The sequence below is a fragment of the Nodosilinea sp. FACHB-131 genome (genome assembly GCF_014695395.1).
GTDB lineage: Bacteria > Cyanobacteriota > Cyanobacteriia > Phormidesmidales > Phormidesmidaceae > Nodosilinea.
The window spans coordinates 71337-91225 of the sequence record NZ_JACJOF010000024.1 but is presented as its reverse complement, the minus strand read 5'-3'; the positions used below and the strand labels follow the sequence as shown (position 1 = coordinate 91225).

At 52.9% G+C, this 19889-nt stretch carries 20 protein-coding genes; 6 read left to right on the top strand and 14 right to left on the bottom strand.

Annotated features, from left to right (window positions below; translation table 11 throughout):
* Positions 1–16: 16 nt before the first annotated feature.
* Entirely contained in the window at positions 17–1087 is a 1071-nt protein-coding gene (locus tag H6F75_RS15150; protein ID WP_190703510.1) for a 3-deoxy-7-phosphoheptulonate synthase, read from the top strand.
* Between the two features lie 201 nt (positions 1088–1288).
* Here H6F75_RS15150 and H6F75_RS15145 read toward each other — a convergent pair whose 3' ends face one another.
* The 7 genes from H6F75_RS15145 to H6F75_RS15115 form a co-directional block, all read right to left on the bottom strand.
* Positions 1289–2356, bottom strand: coding sequence for a hypothetical protein (locus H6F75_RS15145; RefSeq protein WP_190753302.1), 1068 nt, complete (start codon positions 2354–2356; stop codon positions 1289–1291).
* 379 nt (positions 2357–2735) lie between these two features.
* A complete protein-coding gene (locus H6F75_RS15140) occupies positions 2736–3023 on the bottom strand; it encodes a hypothetical protein (protein WP_190753301.1) in 288 nt (95 codons plus the stop codon).
* Between the two features lie 78 nt (positions 3024–3101).
* The gene (locus H6F75_RS15135; RefSeq protein ID WP_190753300.1) at positions 3102–4049 is read right to left on the bottom strand and encodes a DUF4432 family protein; all 948 of its coding nucleotides are present in this window, start codon (positions 4047–4049) and stop codon (positions 3102–3104) included.
* Positions 4050–4159: 110 nt separating this feature from the next.
* The gene (gene phnC, locus H6F75_RS15130) at positions 4160–4894 is read right to left on the bottom strand and encodes a phosphonate ABC transporter ATP-binding protein (RefSeq protein ID WP_190753299.1); all 735 of its coding nucleotides are present in this window, start codon (positions 4892–4894) and stop codon (positions 4160–4162) included.
* Positions 4895–4898: 4 nt separating this feature from the next.
* On the bottom strand, positions 4899–5741 hold the full coding sequence (gene phnE / locus H6F75_RS15125) for a phosphonate ABC transporter, permease protein PhnE (RefSeq protein WP_190753298.1): 843 nt from the start codon (positions 5739–5741) through the stop codon (positions 4899–4901).
* Positions 5741–6676, bottom strand: a complete 936-nt coding sequence (locus H6F75_RS15120; RefSeq protein WP_199303952.1) for a phosphate/phosphite/phosphonate ABC transporter substrate-binding protein — start codon at positions 6674–6676, stop codon at positions 5741–5743. Before H6F75_RS15120 ends, phnE begins: the two co-directional genes overlap by 1 nt.
* A gap of 172 nt (positions 6677–6848) precedes the next feature.
* Positions 6849–7190 (bottom strand): cupin domain-containing protein, encoded by a 342-nt coding sequence (locus H6F75_RS15115; protein WP_190753296.1) that lies wholly within the window; start codon positions 7188–7190, stop codon positions 6849–6851.
* Between the two features lie 563 nt (positions 7191–7753).
* Here H6F75_RS15115 and H6F75_RS15110 point away from each other — a divergent pair.
* A complete protein-coding gene (locus H6F75_RS15110) occupies positions 7754–8863 on the top strand; it encodes an alpha/beta hydrolase (RefSeq protein ID WP_190753328.1) in 1110 nt (369 codons plus the stop codon).
* 87 nt (positions 8864–8950) lie between these two features.
* On the opposite strand, the gene H6F75_RS15105 is transcribed toward H6F75_RS15110, so the two are convergent.
* Positions 8951–10831 carry an acetate--CoA ligase family protein gene (locus H6F75_RS15105; RefSeq protein ID WP_347710656.1) on the bottom strand — a complete coding sequence of 627 codons (1881 nt, stop codon included), beginning with the start codon at positions 10829–10831 and terminating at the stop codon, positions 8951–8953.
* Positions 10832–11436: 605 nt separating this feature from the next.
* On the opposite strand from H6F75_RS15105, the gene H6F75_RS15100 reads away from it, so the two are divergent.
* Both H6F75_RS15100 and H6F75_RS15095 read left to right on the top strand, forming a co-directional pair.
* Complete coding sequence (locus tag H6F75_RS15100; RefSeq protein WP_190753294.1) at positions 11437–11664, top strand: hypothetical protein; 228 nt, start codon at positions 11437–11439, stop codon at positions 11662–11664.
* A gap of 3 nt (positions 11665–11667) precedes the next feature.
* The gene (locus H6F75_RS15095) at positions 11668–12477 is read left to right on the top strand and encodes a phytanoyl-CoA dioxygenase family protein (protein WP_199303951.1); all 810 of its coding nucleotides are present in this window, start codon (positions 11668–11670) and stop codon (positions 12475–12477) included.
* Between the two features lie 95 nt (positions 12478–12572).
* Here H6F75_RS15095 and H6F75_RS15090 read toward each other — a convergent pair whose 3' ends face one another.
* A complete protein-coding gene (locus tag H6F75_RS15090; protein WP_190753293.1) occupies positions 12573–13760 on the bottom strand; it encodes a hypothetical protein in 1188 nt (395 codons plus the stop codon).
* 67 nt (positions 13761–13827) lie between these two features.
* Positions 13828–14160 (bottom strand): helix-turn-helix domain-containing protein, encoded by a 333-nt coding sequence (locus H6F75_RS15085; protein ID WP_190753292.1) that lies wholly within the window; start codon positions 14158–14160, stop codon positions 13828–13830.
* Between the two features lie 110 nt (positions 14161–14270).
* Between H6F75_RS15085 and H6F75_RS15080 the strand changes: the two genes are divergently transcribed.
* Positions 14271–14891 carry an FMN-dependent NADH-azoreductase gene (locus H6F75_RS15080; protein WP_190753291.1) on the top strand — a complete coding sequence of 207 codons (621 nt, stop codon included), beginning with the start codon at positions 14271–14273 and terminating at the stop codon, positions 14889–14891.
* A gap of 177 nt (positions 14892–15068) precedes the next feature.
* Here the strand turns inward: H6F75_RS15080 and H6F75_RS15075 are convergent, their stop codons facing one another.
* Entirely contained in the window at positions 15069–16424 is a 1356-nt protein-coding gene (locus tag H6F75_RS15075) for a chloride channel protein (RefSeq protein ID WP_190753290.1), read from the bottom strand.
* Between the two features lie 235 nt (positions 16425–16659).
* A complete protein-coding gene (locus H6F75_RS15070; protein ID WP_190753289.1) occupies positions 16660–18207 on the bottom strand; it encodes a NarK family nitrate/nitrite MFS transporter in 1548 nt (515 codons plus the stop codon).
* Between the two features lie 444 nt (positions 18208–18651).
* Here H6F75_RS15070 and H6F75_RS15065 point away from each other — a divergent pair, with 444 nt between their 5' ends.
* A complete protein-coding gene (locus H6F75_RS15065) occupies positions 18652–18852 on the top strand; it encodes a hypothetical protein (protein ID WP_190753288.1) in 201 nt (66 codons plus the stop codon).
* 195 nt (positions 18853–19047) lie between these two features.
* Here H6F75_RS15065 and H6F75_RS28155 read toward each other — a convergent pair whose 3' ends face one another.
* Both H6F75_RS28155 and H6F75_RS28150 read right to left on the bottom strand, forming a co-directional pair.
* Positions 19048–19485 carry an IS1 family transposase gene (locus H6F75_RS28155; protein ID WP_199303950.1) on the bottom strand — a complete coding sequence of 146 codons (438 nt, stop codon included), beginning with the start codon at positions 19483–19485 and terminating at the stop codon, positions 19048–19050.
* A gap of 28 nt (positions 19486–19513) precedes the next feature.
* A complete protein-coding gene (locus H6F75_RS28150; RefSeq protein ID WP_199303949.1) occupies positions 19514–19792 on the bottom strand; it encodes an IS1 family transposase in 279 nt (92 codons plus the stop codon).
* Positions 19793–19889: the final 97 nt, after the last annotated feature.

Sequence of the window (19889 nt, the reverse complement as noted above, 5' to 3'; positions counted from 1 at the left end):
TTAGGCCAAAAATTCAATGCACCAAACCCAGGATCTTCACGTTGTTGAGACTCGCCCTCTAGTCAGCCCAGCGCTGCTGCACCACGAGTTTCCGATGTCGGCAGAGGCGGCAACGCTAGTGGCTGAGGCGCGCGATCGCATTCGCCACATTCTCTACAACGAAGACCGTCGCCTGCTCGTCATCGTCGGCCCCTGCTCAGTGCACGACATTGACGCCGCCTATGAGTATGGCCAAAAGCTGGTCAACCTGCGCCACGAGCTGTCGGGTCAGCTCGAAATCATCATGCGGGTCTACTTTGAGAAGCCCCGCACCAACGTCGGCTGGAAGGGTCTAATCAACGATCCCCACCTTGACGGCAGCTACGACATCAACACCGGCCTGCGCCTGGCCCGCAAGTTGCTGCTCGACCTAGCTCACCTGGGGTTGCCCGCCGCCACCGAGCTGCTCGACCCGGTGACGCCGCAGTATATTGCCGACCTGATTGCTTGGACGGCGATCGGCGCTCGCACCACGGAGAGCCAGACCCACCGCGAGATGGCCTCGGGCCTTTCGATGCCCATTGGCTTTAAGAACAGCACCGACGGCAGCCTGCAAGCCGCGATGAATGCCATGGTTGCCGCCAGCCGTCCCCACCACTTTTTGGGCATTAATCAGAGCGGTTTGGCCAGCATTGTCACCACGACTGGCAATCCTGACGGGCATCTGGTGCTGCGAGGCGGCAAAGATGGCCCCAACTTTAGCGCCGACCATGTGGTCAAAGCCGCCGAAGAAATGGCCAAGCTCAAGCTCAACCATCGCATGATGGTCGATTGCAGCCACGCCAACGCCAACAAAGACCACAATCGCCAAACCAATGTGCTGGATGACATTGCCGCTCAGGTGCGCGACGGCTCACGCCACATTCTCGGAGTGATGATTGAAAGTCACCTGAAGGCAGGCAGTCAATCTATTCCCGACAATTTGCGGCAGCTCACCTACGGCCAGAGCATCACCGATGCCTGCGTTGACTTTGACACTACTGCCGCCATGCTGCGGAAACTGGCCAGCGCAGTAGAGCCATCGCTGCAGACTGCACCTCTCAGCTAAGCCCAACTATTTCCTGGTTAGCTGACCCGACGTGCAAACCCTTGCAACTGCGTCAATGACGTTGCTGAATTGAGGCGCGAATTTGAGTAGGGGCGAACGGGTGTTCGCCCCTGCACGCGCGATTATTTTTTTAAACTTATACCTGTATCAGCAACCCCACAAATCGTTCATCTACTCCAATAAGGTGTTTGAGCGGGCATCTTAATCTGCGTAACCCAGATTCAACATAACGAACAGGAAAAGGCTTGTGGTCAGAGCTACTGAACCAATGCCGCTGCCCAGGGAGAGAAATTTTCTAATGGATTGATTGGTGTATAGCTTAAGTAAAATAGCAGCGGTAACTGCTAGAACAATCGAAATGGCTGTAGCCAGCCACATCAGTGGATACCCCTGCTGCACCAAGGCATTGTCTGATAAACCTAGGAAAGAGAGCACGTGGTTTGAATTCCACATCAAAGACCGCCAGCAGAGGCTAAAAATTCCGGCACTGATACTAATGCTAATTAGTATTCTGGTGAATTGATTCAGTCTTTTCCAGAGCAGAAAAGCGGTAGCGAGAGCCGTTCCGGCACCTAAAAGGATCGCTCCTCCATTGACAACCCAACCCCAAGTGTCAGGCGTAAACCCGTACGGTATTACTAAGTCGTACTGAACACCACCGAGTAAACCCCAAACTAAGTGATACACGCCAAATCCGCAGGCAAGGCTTGTAAAAGCTTTGCTCAATTTCCCTGGTTTCACCCAGGTTGAAAAAGCAGCAATAATGCCTGCTCCAATAGACAGTGCCGCGCTAATCCACATTAAACGCAGCTCACCCAACTGCATGAGGGCATTAATGCCCCAATAGTCTTGCTTGACAGCCTGTAGTTGCTGAGAGTTTAACCCTAGACCGGTAATCTCATAGATATCTGACAATACAGGGGCATAGGTTTGCCCTGTCCTTTGACAGTTAACCGATCGCCCATCGTACAAAGCACGACAATCACTGAAGTAATATTGACCATCGCTTCCTTTAGTTAAGCTAAGATCTAGCGAACGATTTTGAATTTTTGTTTGGCACTGAAATTGCTGTTCTGTTTCTGTGCAGGTAAAACTCTTATTGGGCAAGTGAACAACAGCGCTGTCTTCGCCTTTGATTGATGCACTGGCAAAAGGTGTGGTGCTAGGTACACTTGGAGCATTAGCCAGAAGCAGAAATAGAAAAGCACTGGCCAGCGCTATCCATAAACTGGCCAGAAATCTCGATAGAAATAACACCGCTCTACGCATTGCGCTTAATTCCCAGAAGTTTGGCTACTTGTATGAGTAAAAAGCCTTCATTAAACGATGCAGGTGTTGTGGCAATGAGCAATGCCGGCCCGAAGCCAATGCCCACGCACTGCTAGGGTCACCCTCGGTGTGTCATCCGTGGCGGTGACGCACCCTACGAATAATTAGGTCTGCCTAGATAGATGTTCCCCACAATTCAGAAGTTTCAAGCGATCGGCTCGGAACGGGCTACTTCACTCAATCTTTAAAGCTGTGAACTATTTGGGGTAAGCAAATCTATCGAAGCCTAGAACCGTGGTCTTGTCTACGGGGCAAAAAAAACGGCTGGCTGGCAGCAGGGACCGGTCTTTGAGTTAGCAACCGAACGCTAGCAAGGGCGTTACCCCTCAAAAGATCTGAGCATCAGCAGCACAAAGCCTGTGCCGTAGAGCCACGGTAATGCGATCAGTCCGTAGACAACCCCTGGCGGCGTCCGGCCATACGCTATCCCCACACCGATCCCCGATACGGTGAACATGACGGGAACCAGCAGCGCCGCGACCAAGAGTAAGTCGACCCAAGGCACCTTCATGTTCGCAATGCTAATAACGCTCGCGACAGCCAATAGAGCACCAAGGATGGTTCCCGCCACGCATACCAGGCCGTTGATGATGACAGGTAGGGGCATTTTGAAACCTCTGGGCGATTGTAGCCTGTAATAAAATGGCCGCAAATCGCAGCACGGGCATTATCTCAGTTCATGCCGCTAGGGTTCATGCCCATTCTCGCGCTGTAGCTGCACGGTGAGCCGGCGGCGCTGCTGCTCCTGGGGTTTTAGCACAGCCGCTGTGCCATTGCGACAGGCCTCTTCTAGATCGGAGGGCAGGGTGGTGCAGGGTTCTACCACCACCACATAGTGGCCTTGCCACCCGCCATAGCTTTGAAACATCCACACGTAGGGAAAATCGGTTTGATCAAACGTCATCAGCAAAGACGATTGGCTGCGCCGATGACGAATACCGCAAAACCCCTGCGATAGCTCAGACGTATAGTAAAACTCTTGCAGCTGAGACGAGGGCGGCGGCACAATCCGCAAATCGACCGCTTCGCCGCTGGTGCCGATCGCCTGAGGAAAGCGCGTTTTGCCCGGCTGGCCGATGATTTTGCTGAACTCCGAAAACGCCGGTTCTACCCAACAGTCGGGCAGTAAAATCTCATCACCAGCTTCGATCGCGATCGCGGCGTGGTGCTTAAACAAAAACGGAATCTCGGTCTCAGACTGATTTTGAAACGAGTAAACCAGGCTGGCCTCGGGTTGCTGGGCATCGATCTGAATCGTTTTTTCGACCCATATGGGCACGGTTTGGCACTGGTACCCCAATTTTAGGCTGAGGGGTGAGCTGTCCAAAACCTGCCATTGCTGCGACCACAGCTCGCCGTGGTCGGCCAGATTTCTCCCCTGAAACGCTCCAGCGGCATCGTTAGGAAACACCTCATCCCAACCGCCCGTCCACTGGTCGTCAAAGCAGGCTCCGACGGGCAGCGATCGCGTTGCTCCAGGCGCGTAGTCAGCTGGGTGCCAGAGCCAGGCATGCCCTGTTTGCAAATCTTCTAGCTGGTCGATCCGCCCTCCTAGGTCGGGGCGAATCGTTAGCCTAATGTCAGCATTTTCTAGGGTCAAAACCTGGGCTTGCTCTACCGTTTCCAGCGCCATTCCTACAGTGATCCTTATTGGCTTGCTGCCTATCAAGGCTACAGGGCAGTTCTCAGCCGTTCACTACGTCTAAAGAGTGATTTTGCGCTGTTCTGTCAAAGAACGCCCGCTTAAGGTTTGTAGATCAAATCTAGGCTGGTCGCACTGACCTGACTGGTGGGGCGATCGAGCACCAATTTCCCAGCCTGGATGCCGAGGATGCGATCGCCGTATTTCAGCGCCAGATCGACCTGATGCAGGTTGCACACCACGGTTAGCCCTTCGTTGCGACAGAGCGATCGCAGCAGCCCCAGAACGGTGTGGGCCGTTTCGGGGTCCAGGCTAGCCACCGGTTCATCGGCCAAAATCAAGCTGGCTCGCTGGGTGAGGGCGCGGGCGATCGCTACTCGCTGCTGCTGTCCACCCGAGAGCCGATCTGCGCGCTGAAAGGCCACATCCAAGAGCTGCACCCGATCTAAGGCGGCCATGCCCTCCTTCAGCAAGCCTGGCGGAAACTGGTTGAGCCAGCAGCGCCAAAGAGAGAGCTCCTGCAAGCGTCCGCCCAGGCAGTTTTCTAGGGCTGTGCGGCGACGCACCAGGTTAAACTGCTGGGCAATGGTGGCAATCTGGGTGCGGGCCTGCCGTAGTTCACGGGCTGAGCAAGTGGTCAAGTTCTGGCCCTGAAAGCAAACCTGGCCCTGCGTCGGCTTGATCAGCTGAAGAATGCAGCGCATCAGCGTCGTTTTGCCCGCCCCACTTGGTCCCAAAATAGCGGTGAAGGTGTGCGGCTCGATCTGAAAGCTAACGTCGTCAAGGGCAGTGCGGTTGCGGTCGTAAACTTTAGAAAGGTGTTCAATGCTCAGCATAGTCTCATCCTAACCGCTGCCGCAGTCGGGCACTCAAGGCATCAATCAGCGTGACCATGGCCAAAATCAGCAGCAAAATGGTGCAGAGCCGAGGAAAATCCAGCAGCTTCAGGCTGACCAGCAGCTCGTAGCCAATGCCGCCCGCGCCAACGATGCCTAAAATCACCGACGATCGCACGTTAAACTCCCACAGATAGAGGCTGATGCCGATTAGCCCTGGCAGAGCTTCGGGCAGCACAGCAAAGGTAAAGGTGCGAATGCGATCGCACCCCGTTGCCTCTACCGCTTCGATCGGCTCGGGCGGCAGGGTCTCTAGCACCTCGGCGTAGAGCTTCGCCATCGACCCGGTCGTGTGCAGGGCCACCCCCAACGCTCCAGCAAATGGCCCCAGGCCCACAATCGAGACAAAGAACAGGGCAAAAATGGCCGTATCGATGCCGCGCAGCAGGTTGAGCAGGCTCCGCAAGGGCAGCGATAGCAGCTTAAACGGGGTGACATTGCGGGCCACGATCACCGCTAGGGGTAACGCCGCAACTATGGCAGCGCCTGTCCCGATGATGGCGATCGCCAGCGTCTCCCAAATCGCCCCTAAGAAGCTGGGCAGCTCTGAGAAATCGGGTGGAAACAGCCGCACCAGCCAGTCGCCCAGCTGAGGCAGCCGCGCCCAGAACTGCTGCGGATCGACCTCGGCCCCGTGGGCACTGGCGATGACCACAGCTACCGCCAGCACTCCCCAAAAGCCCTGCTGGAGAATTCGCCAAAGTCCGCCCTGGCGCTGCCGCTCGCGCTCTAAGAGCGCGTCGAAATCGGTGACAGGACTGCTGCCGTTATTGGAGGGTGGCTCCATTACTCCAGCTTGCCTACGGATTTTCCAGCCGCCTCAATTGGGCTGTAATTGCTGCCGTCGGAGACGTCAAAGCCGGTGTAGTTTTTGGGCAACAGGGCTTGGGTCTGCTCTGGGGTGAGGTTGACCAGCGCATCTTGCAGCCTGGTTTTCAACTCGGTGGGGAAGTCGCCTCGCACCACAATCGGGTCATTGGGCAGCGGCTCTGATTGCCAGATAATCTTGAGCTGGCTTTTGTCGATCTTGCCCTGCTCGGTCAGCACGTCCAGATTGCGATCGTAGTCCGAGGCAATATCGGTCTGGTCGCTCAACACCGAAATTGCCTGAGCGGCATGGCTAGCCCCTTCGTTGTAGTCAAACACCGCTTCGGGATCGAGTCCCCGCCGCTTAAACTCCGCCTGGGGAATCAACCAACCCGAGGTTGAACCCACGTCTGCCAGGCTGAGTTTGAGCTTTTGCCCCTGCTGACTTAGGGCAATGGCCTCATCCAGCGTGTCAAAGGGTGCGTCAGCTTTGGCCATCAGCACTGAATAGTAGGTTGGTTTGTCTTTGTATTTGACGGTGGCGATCGCCTCTAGCGCCGGCTCGTTGTGGTGGGCCAGCACATAGCCCCAAGGCCCCAACCAGGCAACGTCTAGGGTGCCCGATCGCAGCGCTTCAGAAATGCCAATCCAGTCGTCGGCCACGGTCACATCAGCCGGTAAATCAAGCTGCTTGGCCACTTCCTGAAACAGCGGCTCAAACTGCTTGCGGTTCTCGTTGGGGGTGGGGAAGTAAGGCCCGACGCCAAACTTAAGCTCTGTCAGCGTCGCCTCAGGTGCAGAGGCGGAATCCGCCGTTTGGTTGCCGGATTGAGGCGCACAGGCCACGACAACGACCAGAGCCAGCAACCCAACTAGCCAAGCGCTAAGCCAGCCTTTAAGGCGAAATCTATTCATACACATTTTTTGGGGACATTTTTAGCTTGCTAGAGACTATTAAATCGCCTCAGTGGCTGCTTTTAGTTAAAAGAAAATGAGTAGGTTGAGCGCAACAAAGTGTGCCCCAACCCCAAATAGGGCAGGGGCAACTATCCGTCGGCTTCAATGGCAACACCGTAGATAACCAGCGTTAGGCCTGATCGCGGCCGTGCACCACAGCAGGGGGCGTTGTCACCTCAACGGCGGTGAAGGGTTCCAAAATTTTGTAGGTGTGGGATGCACCTTCGGGGACGACCCAGGAGTTGCCGGGTTCTAGCACTACCGTCTGACCTTCGAGATGTAGCTCGGCCCGCCCGCTGATCACGTAGCCGATCGCCTCATAGGGGCGCTGGGTCTCGGGTTTGGCCTCACCGGGCTGCTCATTCTCCCACAGTCGCATCGCCAGTTTTTTGCTGAGAGCCAGATGCTTTTGCCCCATGGCACCAATTGGTGCCGCTTCAGAGGTGACTTTGATGACGGTTGTATCACTCATAATTTTGAAGATTTAGCGGGTTGAGCTAGATAGCGAAGGCGCAGGTGGACAAGGACGAAGCGTTGGCGCTAGTTGGGCGCTGCTGAGCAGCCCTGACAAACCAACCTGATATCTGCCCAAGCCCTTTACAACCGCATCCTAAAAGACTCAGGGTGAGGCAACATCTCTCTAATGATGGAGCCTGACTCTGCTCCGGCTGCTGAGCAATTCACCGTCAAGTCAAGATTTCTTCAGTCTCTGAATGGGAGTGGATAGAAGCTCTGTTCCGCCCAAACGGTATTGCTCAATCAGCCCCTTTCAGTGAGTGCTGTGACAGTGGTGAGTATGCAGTATCATTTCATCTGAATTCGAATTGACTTTCCTGATTCATGCACACCATGCAATCGACATAAATCAGAATAAAATTGCGAACATAATAAGCATCAAATTTTTTAGTTGAGGCTGAAAACTGAGTGGTGCCGAACCTAAGAAGCTTCATTTCTAACCTCAGAGGCTTGTGCCTGTTTAGATTTTGCCCTTAGTGTCATACACGTTGCTTCAGAAGGTTGAACTCTGTCATGTTCATGCCCCTCGATTTTTTGTTGCGTTTGCTGTCTAATCTGGGAGTAGTTGCTCTTCTTGGCGGTGGATCTTACATTCTTTATCAATGGTACGAGGGTGGATTGGTCAGCGATCGCTGGCTCTATTTGGGTGTAGGACTATTACTGTGGTCGTTTTTAGGATTTCTGCCTATTTTGCTGGCCCATCGTCCTGGAAAGGATGAACCTTCACCGCTTCGCAGCAGCCGGGTGCAACGTTTAGTTCGACCAGATGGTAGCGAAATCGAAGTCGAGTTTTACGGACCCGATCGCGCTCCAACCCTAATTCTGACCCACGGCTGGGGACCCGACAGCACAACCTGGTATTACGCTAAAAAGCAGCTCACCGATCAGTTTCGCGTGGTTGTTTGGGATCTACCAGGTTTAGGAAAATCCCAAAAGCCGAAGAACCGAGACTATTCCCTAGAAAAGTATGCCCGTGACCTAGAGGCAGTGTTGACGCTAGTTGAAGATCAGCCGGCCATTCTAGTGGGGCACAGCATGGGAGCCATGATTCTATTGACGTTTAGTCGCTTGTTTCCAGAACTACTGAAGCAGCGTGTTGCTGGCTTAATTCTAGTCGATGGAACCTATACTAACCCGCTCGAAACCACTACTTTTAGCAAGGTGCTGATGGCACTGCAAAAGCCCTTATTAGAACCGTTGCTTCACCTGGCGATCGCATTCTCCCCGCTGCTATGGCTCACTAGCTGGTTAAGCTATTTGAATGGTTCGGTGTTAATCACCACTGAAATATCTGGCTTTAGAGGCACAGAGACTCGGGGACAACTTAATTTTTCTGGTTTGACTGGTATCAAGTCATCACCAGGAGTTTTGGCGCGAGGGGTTCTAGCGATGTTTAGGTTTGATGAGACAGCAACGCTACCTAAAATTTCTGTTCCCACACTTGTTGTGGTTGGCAAATCCGATATTGCTACCAGACCGTTTGCCAGCAAACGTATGAGTGCGGAAGTCCCCCAAGCAGAGTTGAGCGTACTATCGCCAGGAGGGCACATGGCGCTCATGGAGCGAAATCAACAATTTTCAGAGGTCGTTCGGACATTTAGTACTGCTTGCTTGAAATTAAAAAAATAAGCCAAGCCGGTACAGCAGAAATTCTGCTGTACCGGCTTGGCTTACCTTTTAGTAGAAAACAAAGCCCCTGTCGAGCGAGCAGAAATGTTAGGTCAAGATTGTCCCTGTCTCCTTTAGATAAACGCGGCTGAAGGGCTCTGAGCCGCCCAAACGGTATTGCTCAATCAGCCCCTCGCGGCGAATCGAGACATTGTTGCCCTCGCGCACTACAACGGTTGAATGGGGCAAGACATCGCGAGTCAGCAAGGTCTCGGTTTCGGTGGGATTATCCAGGACAACCATATCGCTGCCCGAGTAGAACATACCGTCCTGCTCAAAAATCTCGCCTCGATATTCGGCAATCAACATATCAAGTCTGGGATTGCGTAGCAGGTTGCGGACGTTGACGTTGTAGTTGGGGTTCAAGGCCTTTTCAGAACGGTTGATGAGTACGCCTTCTCGACACACCGCACCAATCACCCAGTTGGGATACTGCAACAAAAGATGGTCAATCAGCTCTTGCAAATCGCGCATTGAAACCCGATTAAACGTGATGATGGGAATGCGGATTTTGGTGTCTTCAGGAAAGAAGGTTTCGAGAATGGGGGACGTGACATCGACGCGATCGCCCACCGATGGGTTGAGGTGCATCGAAATCCCCGGCGCGGAATTGATTTCAAGAATGCCAAAATTCCCGTTTTTCCACGATCGCGACAGGTCACGGGTAATCACATCAATGCCCAGACAGGTCAGGCGAAAGTGCTGGGCAATATCCTGGGCCAAAACCACATTGTCGGGGTGAATAGTGGGCGTGGCGTCAATGCTGACGCCCCCGGCCGACAGGTTAGCCACCTTGCGCAGATAAACGGTCTGGTCTTTCTCTAAAATGCTCTCCAGGCTAAAGCCCTGCTCAGCCAGGTACATCTCCATAGCACTGTCGGTTTTGATTTTGCCCAGGGGAGACAGGGGGGTGTCGCTGCGGCTAGCGGCTCGGTTAGCCTCGCGAATCAGTTCGCTGACGGTGGATTCGCCATCGCCGGTGACGGAAGCGGGCCGGCGCTCCATGGCGGCCACAAATCGACCGTTGACGCACAAAATTCGAAAATCGGAGCCCGTGATACTCTTCTCGACAATGACTTCTACTGGCTGATCCTCAGGAATGGCGGCGACGGAGCGATCGAAGGCGACTTCTAGCTCTTCATCATCGCGCACGTCTGCGGTTACCCCTTCCCCCTTGTGCCCGGTTACCGGCTTCACCGCAATTGGATAGCCCACTCGGTCGGCGGCGGCTAGGGCTTCCTTGCGGGTCGCAACAATTTCTCCGTTGGGCACCGGAAATCCCAGAGTGCTGAGAAAAGCTTTGCAGTCGTCTTTGCGGGTCGTAAAGTCTGAGTCTAGATGGCTGTCGGTATCAAAGGTGGTCGCTACGCCGCGCACCAGCTTTTTGCCATAGCCATACTGCATCAGGCCCTCATCCCACAGATAAAAAGCGGGAATTCCCTTGTCGTGGGCGGTGCGCAGGAGCGCGTACACAGTGGGGCCACCGTAGACCGACTGCCGAAACAGTCTTTGGAAGACTTCAACCTGGTCTTCGATATAAAACTGATGGTCTTGGGTGATAGCCTCAAACCAGTCCCACACGGCGTAAACGACCGATCGCGTCGTGCGGCCGTGCAGTGCTTCGATGGCAATGCAGCAGCGGTCGCCCCGATGGGTCACGCTCCAGCGGTGCAGGTATAGCCCAATATCGAGCCGGTTGACCTCGGCGGCCACTTGGGCAAAGAGATGGGCAAAGGAGTCGTAGGTCTGCTCTTTGAGGTGAGGGTAGCGATCGCCCACCGCCTCGACATAGGCCTCCAAGGGCAACGGCTCACTGTTGCCAGAGAGGGCAAAGTCGAAAACGAACGCCGCTGTATTCAGGTAAGGATTGCTGCCCTCACAAAACCGACCGTTATGAATATCGAAGGCGTCGGTGCTACGAGCGTTCACGCGGGATACTGGAAGTTGATCGAGAATCACCTGCTCCTCCTAAGCAAATACGCCCCATTCTAGGCAGAGATTCCGTCCCCGGTCCTGTATCGCAAGCATGAGAAAGCAGTGGACATTGCTTCAAAAGCCTTATTCCGGTTAGCAAAGGGCATTTGGAAATTGGCTCCGTGCTTTTAAAGGCTCTCAAACGGATCGCTCATCTATCAAATGGTATAAAGCTGTAGGAGTGACCCGCTGCAACTACCCAATAGGTTCAATGCAGGACTGTGTTGCAGTGGAGCAGGGTTATGCTGCAGTCTCAACTTGAGATAGTGCTACGTGGAATTGGCAATTCGATCTCTAATTGCATTAAATTGCTGTGCCACTTCGCTTTACTGCAATGCCAATATGTTTTACTGCTGTGCCACTTTGCTTTACTGCTGTGCCAGTAAGCTTTACTGCGGGTCCAATATGCTTCACTGCTGAGTCAATAAGCTTCACTGCGACCTGAAGTTGTTAAACGGGCTGCCCAGTGTGCCAAGTTGCGGAGGCAATAAGCTTAGTTTGGGTCTATGGATGACCCGAGCCATTAAATTGCGTTTAGAGGGATTCATCTTTGTCGTACCATGCTCAATGCTAACGATGCACTTGCTTTCATTGAAACAGCGCGGCAGCAGCAGAAACCAATTTTCGGTATCGATTCGTTTATTGTCAGCGAAACCGCCACACAGCCAATGATGGAGCACATTCTCGATTTGTCAGTCGGTGGTTTACCTGAGGATACTTGGTCAGAAGCTCACCGCTTCATACAGGAGAGGCGAGATTTAGGTTTTATGTTTGAGGTTGTCGTATGAGCAATGACCAAACCATGGGATGTAGCAAATGACAAAGAGCTGCCGTGGTTGCAACAAAGCCGCCTCGCAGCCTCCGTTGCTGAGCTTGAGTCGTTATGCCCCCTTGTGCATTCGAGTAAGACCATGACGCCTGAACAGAAGTCTTTTTTTCGAGAAAGAGGATATCTCTTCCTAAAAGGAGCTTTCCCGAAGAGCCAAGTTAGACCAATTAAAGAGCACATTTTGGACGAATTAAAGAGGCTAAAAGTATGGTCTTCTGGAAAAACCTTATCAGCCTCTATCAAAAATATGCCCGCATTCCAGCAGATAGCAAAGCTGTCTGGGATGATAAAGCAAAATGATCTTCACGCCAAACTAATCATTCAGACTGCATCTTCTACCATAGCTTCACTGGCTGAAGCGAAAGTAGTTCCAGCACAAAGCCAGCTGCTAATTTCTCTTCCAAATCAGGGCAACTGGACACTCAATGGATTGAACTGGCACACCGACGTCTCTTCTTCAAATCCACATCGTATGCCAGGAATTCAAGCTTTCATCTTGATAGATGATGTTAAACCCCACGGTGGTGCCACCTTGGCAATAGCCGGCTCGCACCTCCTAAGAAGTCGCAACGAGTCAAGTAGAGTCCGCGAGATATTACGGGAGAAAGGCGATGTAGAGGAAGCATTGCACAGTAGTAACTTATCAATTGTAGAGATGTCTGGTCAAGCGGGTGACCTGTACTTAATGGACATGAGAGTATTGCACACCCCTTCTATCAACTCGACGAGCAGCATTCGGATGATGGCAACAGTCCGCTACCTAATTGAGTAAAACGACTGGCAGCATGCAGTGGCACGTAGTAAAAGAACGAAGGACGGGTGTGGCTGAAAGCGTAGATGCGATCGCGGTTTATCGCCAATTCCCTTCTAGTCCGTATATCCCAGGTCAAGAAGAAGATACATAAACAGATGAGATGACAAGGCGATCGCACCAAAACCGCTGCCAAGACAGAGAAACTTTCGGATGGATGAGTTTGTGTATGTCCAGATCAGAATTGCAGCCGCGATCGCCACAAGTACCGAAATAACTGTAAAAAACAACGCCAATAGATGCCCTTGCTGTATCAACGGATTCGCCCAGCTAAACAGAGGCAGCACATAGCCAACATTCCAACTGAATGCCCACCAGGCGAGATTAAAGATTCCAGCGCCTATAATTAGGCTAATTAAAACCCGGCTGAAGCGATTTACTCGACGCCATAGCAAGAGGGCTGTAAGCAGCATTGCGGCAATACCAGCGGCGATCGCGCCTCCCCGAACAGCCTGAATCCAGTTATCTGGCGTTAGCCCATAGGGAGTAACTACGTCAAAGGGCACCCGACCGAGAAATCTTTCAACTAACTGATACACTCCAAATCCACAAGCAAAGCTAACAAATCCCTTGCTCCAAACCCCAAAGTGAAGCCAAGCAAAAATAGCTGCACTTATCCCTGCGGCTATTGAAAGTCCTGTGCTGATCCAGATCAGCACAGGACTTTCACCCAATCGCATCAGGGTATTGATGCCCCAATAGGTTTGGCGAACTGACTGAATTTGTTGTGGACTCAAGTTGAGATTCGTAATTTCGTACAGTTTTGCCAGGGTAGGCGCATAATTTTGCCCCGCCTCTCGACAACCAACGGCTTGTCCACCGTAGGATGCTCGACAATTGCTTAAATCGTATGGATATCCCTGCCCTTTGGTGAAGTTGAGCGTCAATAACTGGTCCTGAAGGTCAATCTGGCATTGAAACTCCTGCTCCGTCTCGGTGCAGCGAAAGCCCCGATTGGGCAAATGAAGCAGCACACCCTGTTCGGTCTGGATAGATACCCCGGCAAAGGGGCCGTTATCTGGTACATCGGGGGCATTGGGAATGAGCAACCATAAAAATGTTGCGGCCAATACAATCCATAAACCAAGTAAAAATCGGGAGAGGAATAGCGTAGAGCGACGCATCACAGTTAATTTCTGGATTGGCCAGATGAAGTGATGCGTTTGAGCCGCCAGAAGTTCCAGCGAATCGGATAGATGGCGATGTTTTAACCCTATGCTCACCGATCTTGTGCTGGTCTTCATCAAGGACTAGCTTCAGTTACGGATGGTAGCGTTATTGGGAAATCATCTATTGACATCTAATTTCTAATCAGACAATAGCTTTTGGGTCAGTGTCATACCAACGCACAGCCAATTCATAAAGGTGATCGAGTGTTCCCGATAATTCCTTGCCGCGTTCAGTGAGCGTGTAAGTGACCTGCGGTGGAATAGTGGGTTCTTGGTGACGGTAAATAAGTTCAATCGACTCCAAAAGCCTCAACCTCTCAGTGAGAACTTTGGTAGAGATGCCGTCCACTTTTCGTCTCAGCTCACCAAAGCGAAGTGCGCCATTCGTGTCAAGAATCCAGATGATGTAAAGTGTCCATTGTCCTGAGATATGTCTTAACAAGATTTCCAATGGACAGCACTTAAACTCAGTCATATTAATTCAGCAGTTTCTTTTAGGTTACTAGTTACTTTTTCGTTTCTACTTTACTTTAGTAATTTGTTGACTTACTGTCTACACAACAAGTCAAAGTTCTGGTTGAGGCTATGACAAACATTCTGCACATCGATTCAAGTCCGCGTGGCGATCGCTCTAAATCTCGCAAGTTGGCAAAAGAGTTTGTCACTGCCTGGCAAGACCAACATCCAGATGATGTGATCACCTATCGTGATTTAAGACAAACGCCAGTTCCTCACATCACCGAAGATTGGATTGCAGCTGATTTTACTCCTCTAGAAGCATTGACTCCAGAAATGGCTGAACTGCTGAAGTTTTCCGATGAGTTGGTGGACGAGTTTTTGGCGGCTGATCGGTGTGTTTTCAGCGTGCCAATGTACAACTTCAGCATTCCGTCCAATTTCAAAGCCTACATTGATCAAGTAGTTCGTGCAGGTCGCACATTCACGGAGGAGGAAGGTCAAGTCAAAGGACTTGCGGACGGTAAAAAAGTGTTGTTCATCACATCACGAGGCGTTGAGTATGGAGCAGGTTCTCCTTACAAAGGATGGGATTGTCAGGAACCTGCGCTCCGGTATGCTTTTCAGTTCATGGGGGTGACTGACATTCAGTTCATTCATGCCAATGGTCTAGATATGGGAGACGAGGCACAAAAACGGGGGCTAGACGAAGCACAATCTAAAATTCAAGAATTAGTGGGCAGTTGGTAGCACCAGCTAGCTAACCAGTCGATGAAGCGGACAGTTGAGAGATCTTGGTGCTGAGTTTGAGCTTATTTGTCGCTGTTTATCCAGTCGTTGAGCAACAACTGCCAGATCGAGAAAGTCTATTCACCGGGGAGAGCTTATTTACTGCTTCTTTGAACTAGCCCCTAGAGCAATAGCGGGTTACCCCTGAGGTTGGAGCTGCGGTGCGGCAGTCTCTGGGTCGCGATCGCCCACGCCAGGCAAAGGGCGAGCCCGCTGGGTTTTAATCATGTTCAAATTGATCGTCAGCAAAAAGCTGGTCAGGCTAGCGATCACAATCACCGGCACCATCGCCGTGTCTGACAGCACGCTGAGAATCACCGTAGTGCTGATCGGGGTTTTGGTAATTGCCACATTCACTGCCACCATCATGCAGACCATGCCAATCGTGGGGTGCACCTGGGGAAAGCCGAGGGCGATCGCCAGCCCCACCGCTGCCCCAATGTAAAACAGTGGAAAGATAAAGCCACCGCGAAAGCCCGAGTGCAACGTGCAGCTAATCGCCAGCATTTTGGCCAGGCCAATCAGCAGCAGCATGGTGATGCCAAAGGTCGAGCCGGTTTCGATAATCGTCTCAATTTCACGCTCGCCAAAGAACAGGGTTTGAGGAAACACCAGGGCAATCAGGCCAATGGCGAGGCCCCCCAGGATAGCCAGCAAAATCGTGCGATGTTCTAAAGGTCGCGTCAGCCAACCCACCGTGCGAAACACCAGCACAAACAGCGCCGCCACCGCCGCCCCGATCGCCCCCAGTACCGCTCCCTCCGCCAAATTCATCAGCGTCAGCTGCGGTATCGAGGTGAAATGATACATGCCGCCAATGGAAAGGCCCGTGGTCAGGCGAAACACCACAAAGCTCAAAATCGCCGCCAGAGTCGCTGGAATCAGCGCCTCATAATACTCCAGCCCCCGCCGATGGGGAATCTCTAGCGCGAACAGCGCCCCACCCAAGGGCGCACCAAAAAAAGCTCCCAGCGCCGCCGCCATGCCGCAAAAGGTGAAGATCCGCGTGGTGCGTAGGGTGAGGCCCAGCTTTTGAGCCATCCAGCCGCCGACGCTGCCGTTGACCTGCACCAACGGAGCCTCTGGCCCAGCACTGCCCCCCGCCACAATCGAAAATAGCGAAGCCACTACCATCGCCGGGGTTTGCTTGATATCGATGCGACCGGGGTCGTGCACCTTCTCTACTACAAACGAAACCTCGCCGGGCAAGCCCATCAGATACAACGTCAGCCCCACCAAAAGCCCGCCCACGCTAGCGGCGATCCACACATAGTTGGTGGCGGGAAAGCTATCGGTAAAGAAGGGCTCCATTTGCTCAGGGATGGTGTGCCACACCAGGTGCATAAATCCTTCCAGCACCAGGTAATAGGTGGTGGCCACGATGCCACCTACAACACCGATGGCGGCGGCAGCCAGCATGGTTTGGGCATAGTCAAGTTCGCGAAGGGCAACCTCCTCATGCGCCACGCCCTCAAAGTCCATAGATGCCGTCATGACCTGGCCTCACGAGTATGGGATGGGGGTCGATTCCTCTCCGGGTCTGGGGACGCTGCGCAATTCCCCTCTGGGAACGCTACGCGATCGCCTCAAAATCTAGATGTGTAGGCTGGGTAGGGACATAGCATGCTACGCCCCTACCGAGTTGCATGGTTTGACTCAGCAGTAGGGTGGGCATTGCCCACCAACCATTTAGCAAGAACAGCCCACCCTACGGTTGCTAGGACAAAAACTACCGGCGATCGCGCAGCGTCCCTCTTAGGGAATCGCGTAACGTTCCCAACGGGGAATCGCCCTGCTCTACCGGCACGCCTGCGGGCACCGGCACCCTGTGCTCAGCGTGGGATCCGACCACCTCTTTCAGGGTGAAGGCATTCAAAAAGGCGACGATGAGCGCCACACAGCCTAGCATTTGAAAGAACAGCTTGTCACCGGCCACACCCTGGGGCAGGAGGCTGTACACCGTCAAATAGACCACGGCGCCAACGTTGCCGTAAGCCCCTACGTTGCCTGCAACCTGCCCGGTAATACGGGGCTTTACCAAGGGCACAATGGCAAAGGTGGCCCCCTCGGCAGCCATCACAAAGAACGACGCCACCATGGTCATCAGCACCACAAACAGGATCGGCACGCCCTGGCCAAACATGCTGAACAGCAGGTACCCCACACCTGTGCCCGCGATAGTCACGACCAGAGTCAGCTTGCGGCTGCCCAGTTTGTCGGAGAGTAAACCGCCGCCTGGTCTCGCCACCAGGTTCATAAAGGCGTACATGCCGGCCACGGCCCCAGCGACGGCGGCGGTGAGCCCAAAACCGCGCTCAAAGTAGGTAGGCAGCATCGACACCACCGCTAGCTCAGAGCCAAAGCAGGCCACATAGGCCATTTCCAGGTTAAACACCTGGGAGAATTTGTAGCGGTCCTCGGGAGGGTAGCGCTTGGCGCCAGTCATCAGGGGCTTATTAGCCTGCCAAATGTTGTAGGACTGAAACAGGTATAGCCCAACGAGTAACACCCCAATCACGACCAGGACTTCGCTACTGATAAAGTCAACCTTAGTCAATCGCCAGGCAATCAACCCCAGTACCCCAACTAAGGGAATATTCGTCGCCAGCAGAAGCCAAAAGTCGCGCTGGCTAGTGACTTCCATCCCGGCACTGCTAGGGGGGCGCTGGTAAACCTTGCCTGAAGGCGTATCGGTCACGTTGAAGTAGTAGACCACGCCGTAACAGGCAGCGGCAATGCCGGTGAGGGCGATCGCCAGTCGCCAGTTCACCTGACCAGCAGTTAAAAAGCCCAGCGCAGCGGCAATCGACGGCAGCATAAAGGCCGCCCCAGCGGAGCCAAAGTTGCCCCAACCGCCGTAGATACCTTCGGCCAGACCAATTTCATTGTCTTCAAACCACTCGGCCACCATGCGAATGCCGATTACAAAGCCGCAGCCGACAATGCTCAGCGCTAGACGGGAGTAGACCATCTGCTCAAAATTCTGAGCCAGGGCAAAGGCGATACAGGGAATTGCCGAGTAAATCAGCAGGCAGGAGTAGGTAATGCGTGGCCCAAAGCGATCGAGCACCATACCGATGATGATGCGGGCGGGCACCGTCAGAGCCACATTGCAGATGGCGATGGTGCGCATTTGTGGGTCGCTTAACCCCAAATCGGCCTTGATAGCCGTGGTCAAGGGGGCAAAGTTAAACCAAACCACAAACGTTAGAAAGAATGCAAACCACGTCATGTGCAGGATTTTGTGCCTGCCGCTAAATGACCACAATCCAGCCATAACTACTCAACTCCAGATAGATGATTGCCCTAGAAACCCAATTCAGCCACATTGAATTTGCGGCAGACAAACGCGATCGCAGACTCAGCTTTAGAAGCCGATATCTATTCGCAAAGGCGCTAATGGGTTAGAAAACTTGGGAGCTTTCGTCAGCATTAGGAAAAACTTAGACGCGGACAAGCCTGAAATCAGCGAGCTGAAATCGCTGAGGAAAGGGTTGCCGACAAATAAATCTTTTTCATAGGCAAAGAGTAATAGCGAACTCATCGGTGCTTTGTGTAAGTGCTTACAAAACATTTGTGCTGATGGCTTTTTTGCGCCGCCACGATGCATTTGTTGCAACAGCGCAGGGCAACACAAGTAGAGGGGTTGCCAAAATTTTCTGTATCTTTAGCTACAGAAACAGTAGAATGAGACAAGATAATTCTCTTTCCGGGTCGTCTGATGAGATTTCAAGATCCTCAAGTTGCGATCGCCCTTCACCGCTTAGAAATGCTTGCCACTGTGGCCGCTGTCTTAGCCGCCGCCACCTTTGTCGGTACTGCCACAACACTGGTTGCGATCGAGCAGGCCGAAACGTCAGCCCAAGGCTTGGTAATCCCTAGTGAAGCGGTGCTTTGGCAGGGATTAGGGCAAAAAGATTAGCTGGTGAAAGCTACTCATTTTTTTGTCAGGCAGCACCAAATAGTATTTTGGGCTACTTTTATTTAGCTCTCAGCTAGGCTCGGCACCGTAGAAGCCATAGACTACAAGCAAGCAAGGCTTAATTCCTTTGCTTAAAAGAACCCCTAACTTTGACGTTAGATGTGGCGGTAGTGTTCTAGACCTGTTGAAGCCCTGTCATATAGCTCGCCCAAACTCATGGCGGTTGATAAATAAGCCAATCACTGTATCATGCATCAGAACTGATTTGGAGAAGCAAATGGTTTTACGAGCTAAGCGTTTGATCCGTGTCCGCAAGGTCAAGTGCTTGCGTTCAATCCGCTGGGTATTGGCTTTACCCACCGTATGTTGCTTGGCGTCAAGGAGCCGCAAGTATGCGCCCCAGCTATCGGTGTAAAACTGCTGAATGCCAAAGGGCGTTAACAGAACCATCAGCGCCTTGAGGGCTTGATCCTCATGGGGAGCTAAGACGTAGGCCAACACATTCCCGCTTTGATGGTCGATTGCATGCCAAAGCCACCGCTGTTGCCGTTTGGACTGGACAAAGCTCCACATCTCATCCATTTCGGCCTCCTCCACGCGAACGACCATGGCCACGGTAGGCGGAGTCGCCATCGACTCCAACAGCGGACGATTGACACTCTCAAGCTGGCGATGTTTTTTTGAGTTCCTCAATCACGGTTGTGGGGCTGACCTTCAAGACCCGAGCGGTATCTCGAATGCCGCTACCGTTGACAGCCATATCCGCAATCTGTTGTTTCACCTCGGGCAAGTATCCTCGGTAGCTGTAGTTCAGGATAAAGGAGGCGCGCGTACACTCGGCGTTACGGCAGCGATAGCGCTGTTTGCCTTCAGCACTTTTGCCATTTTTGACCACATCGGTGGTGTGACAACGGGGGCAACAGATGGGTTCTAGGACCATGGAAGAACTAAGGATGGACGTTCCCACCTATTTTGCCTGTTCCACACGTCTAGAACATTACCAGGCAGGCTGATGAGTCGCGCTAGACTCATATTGA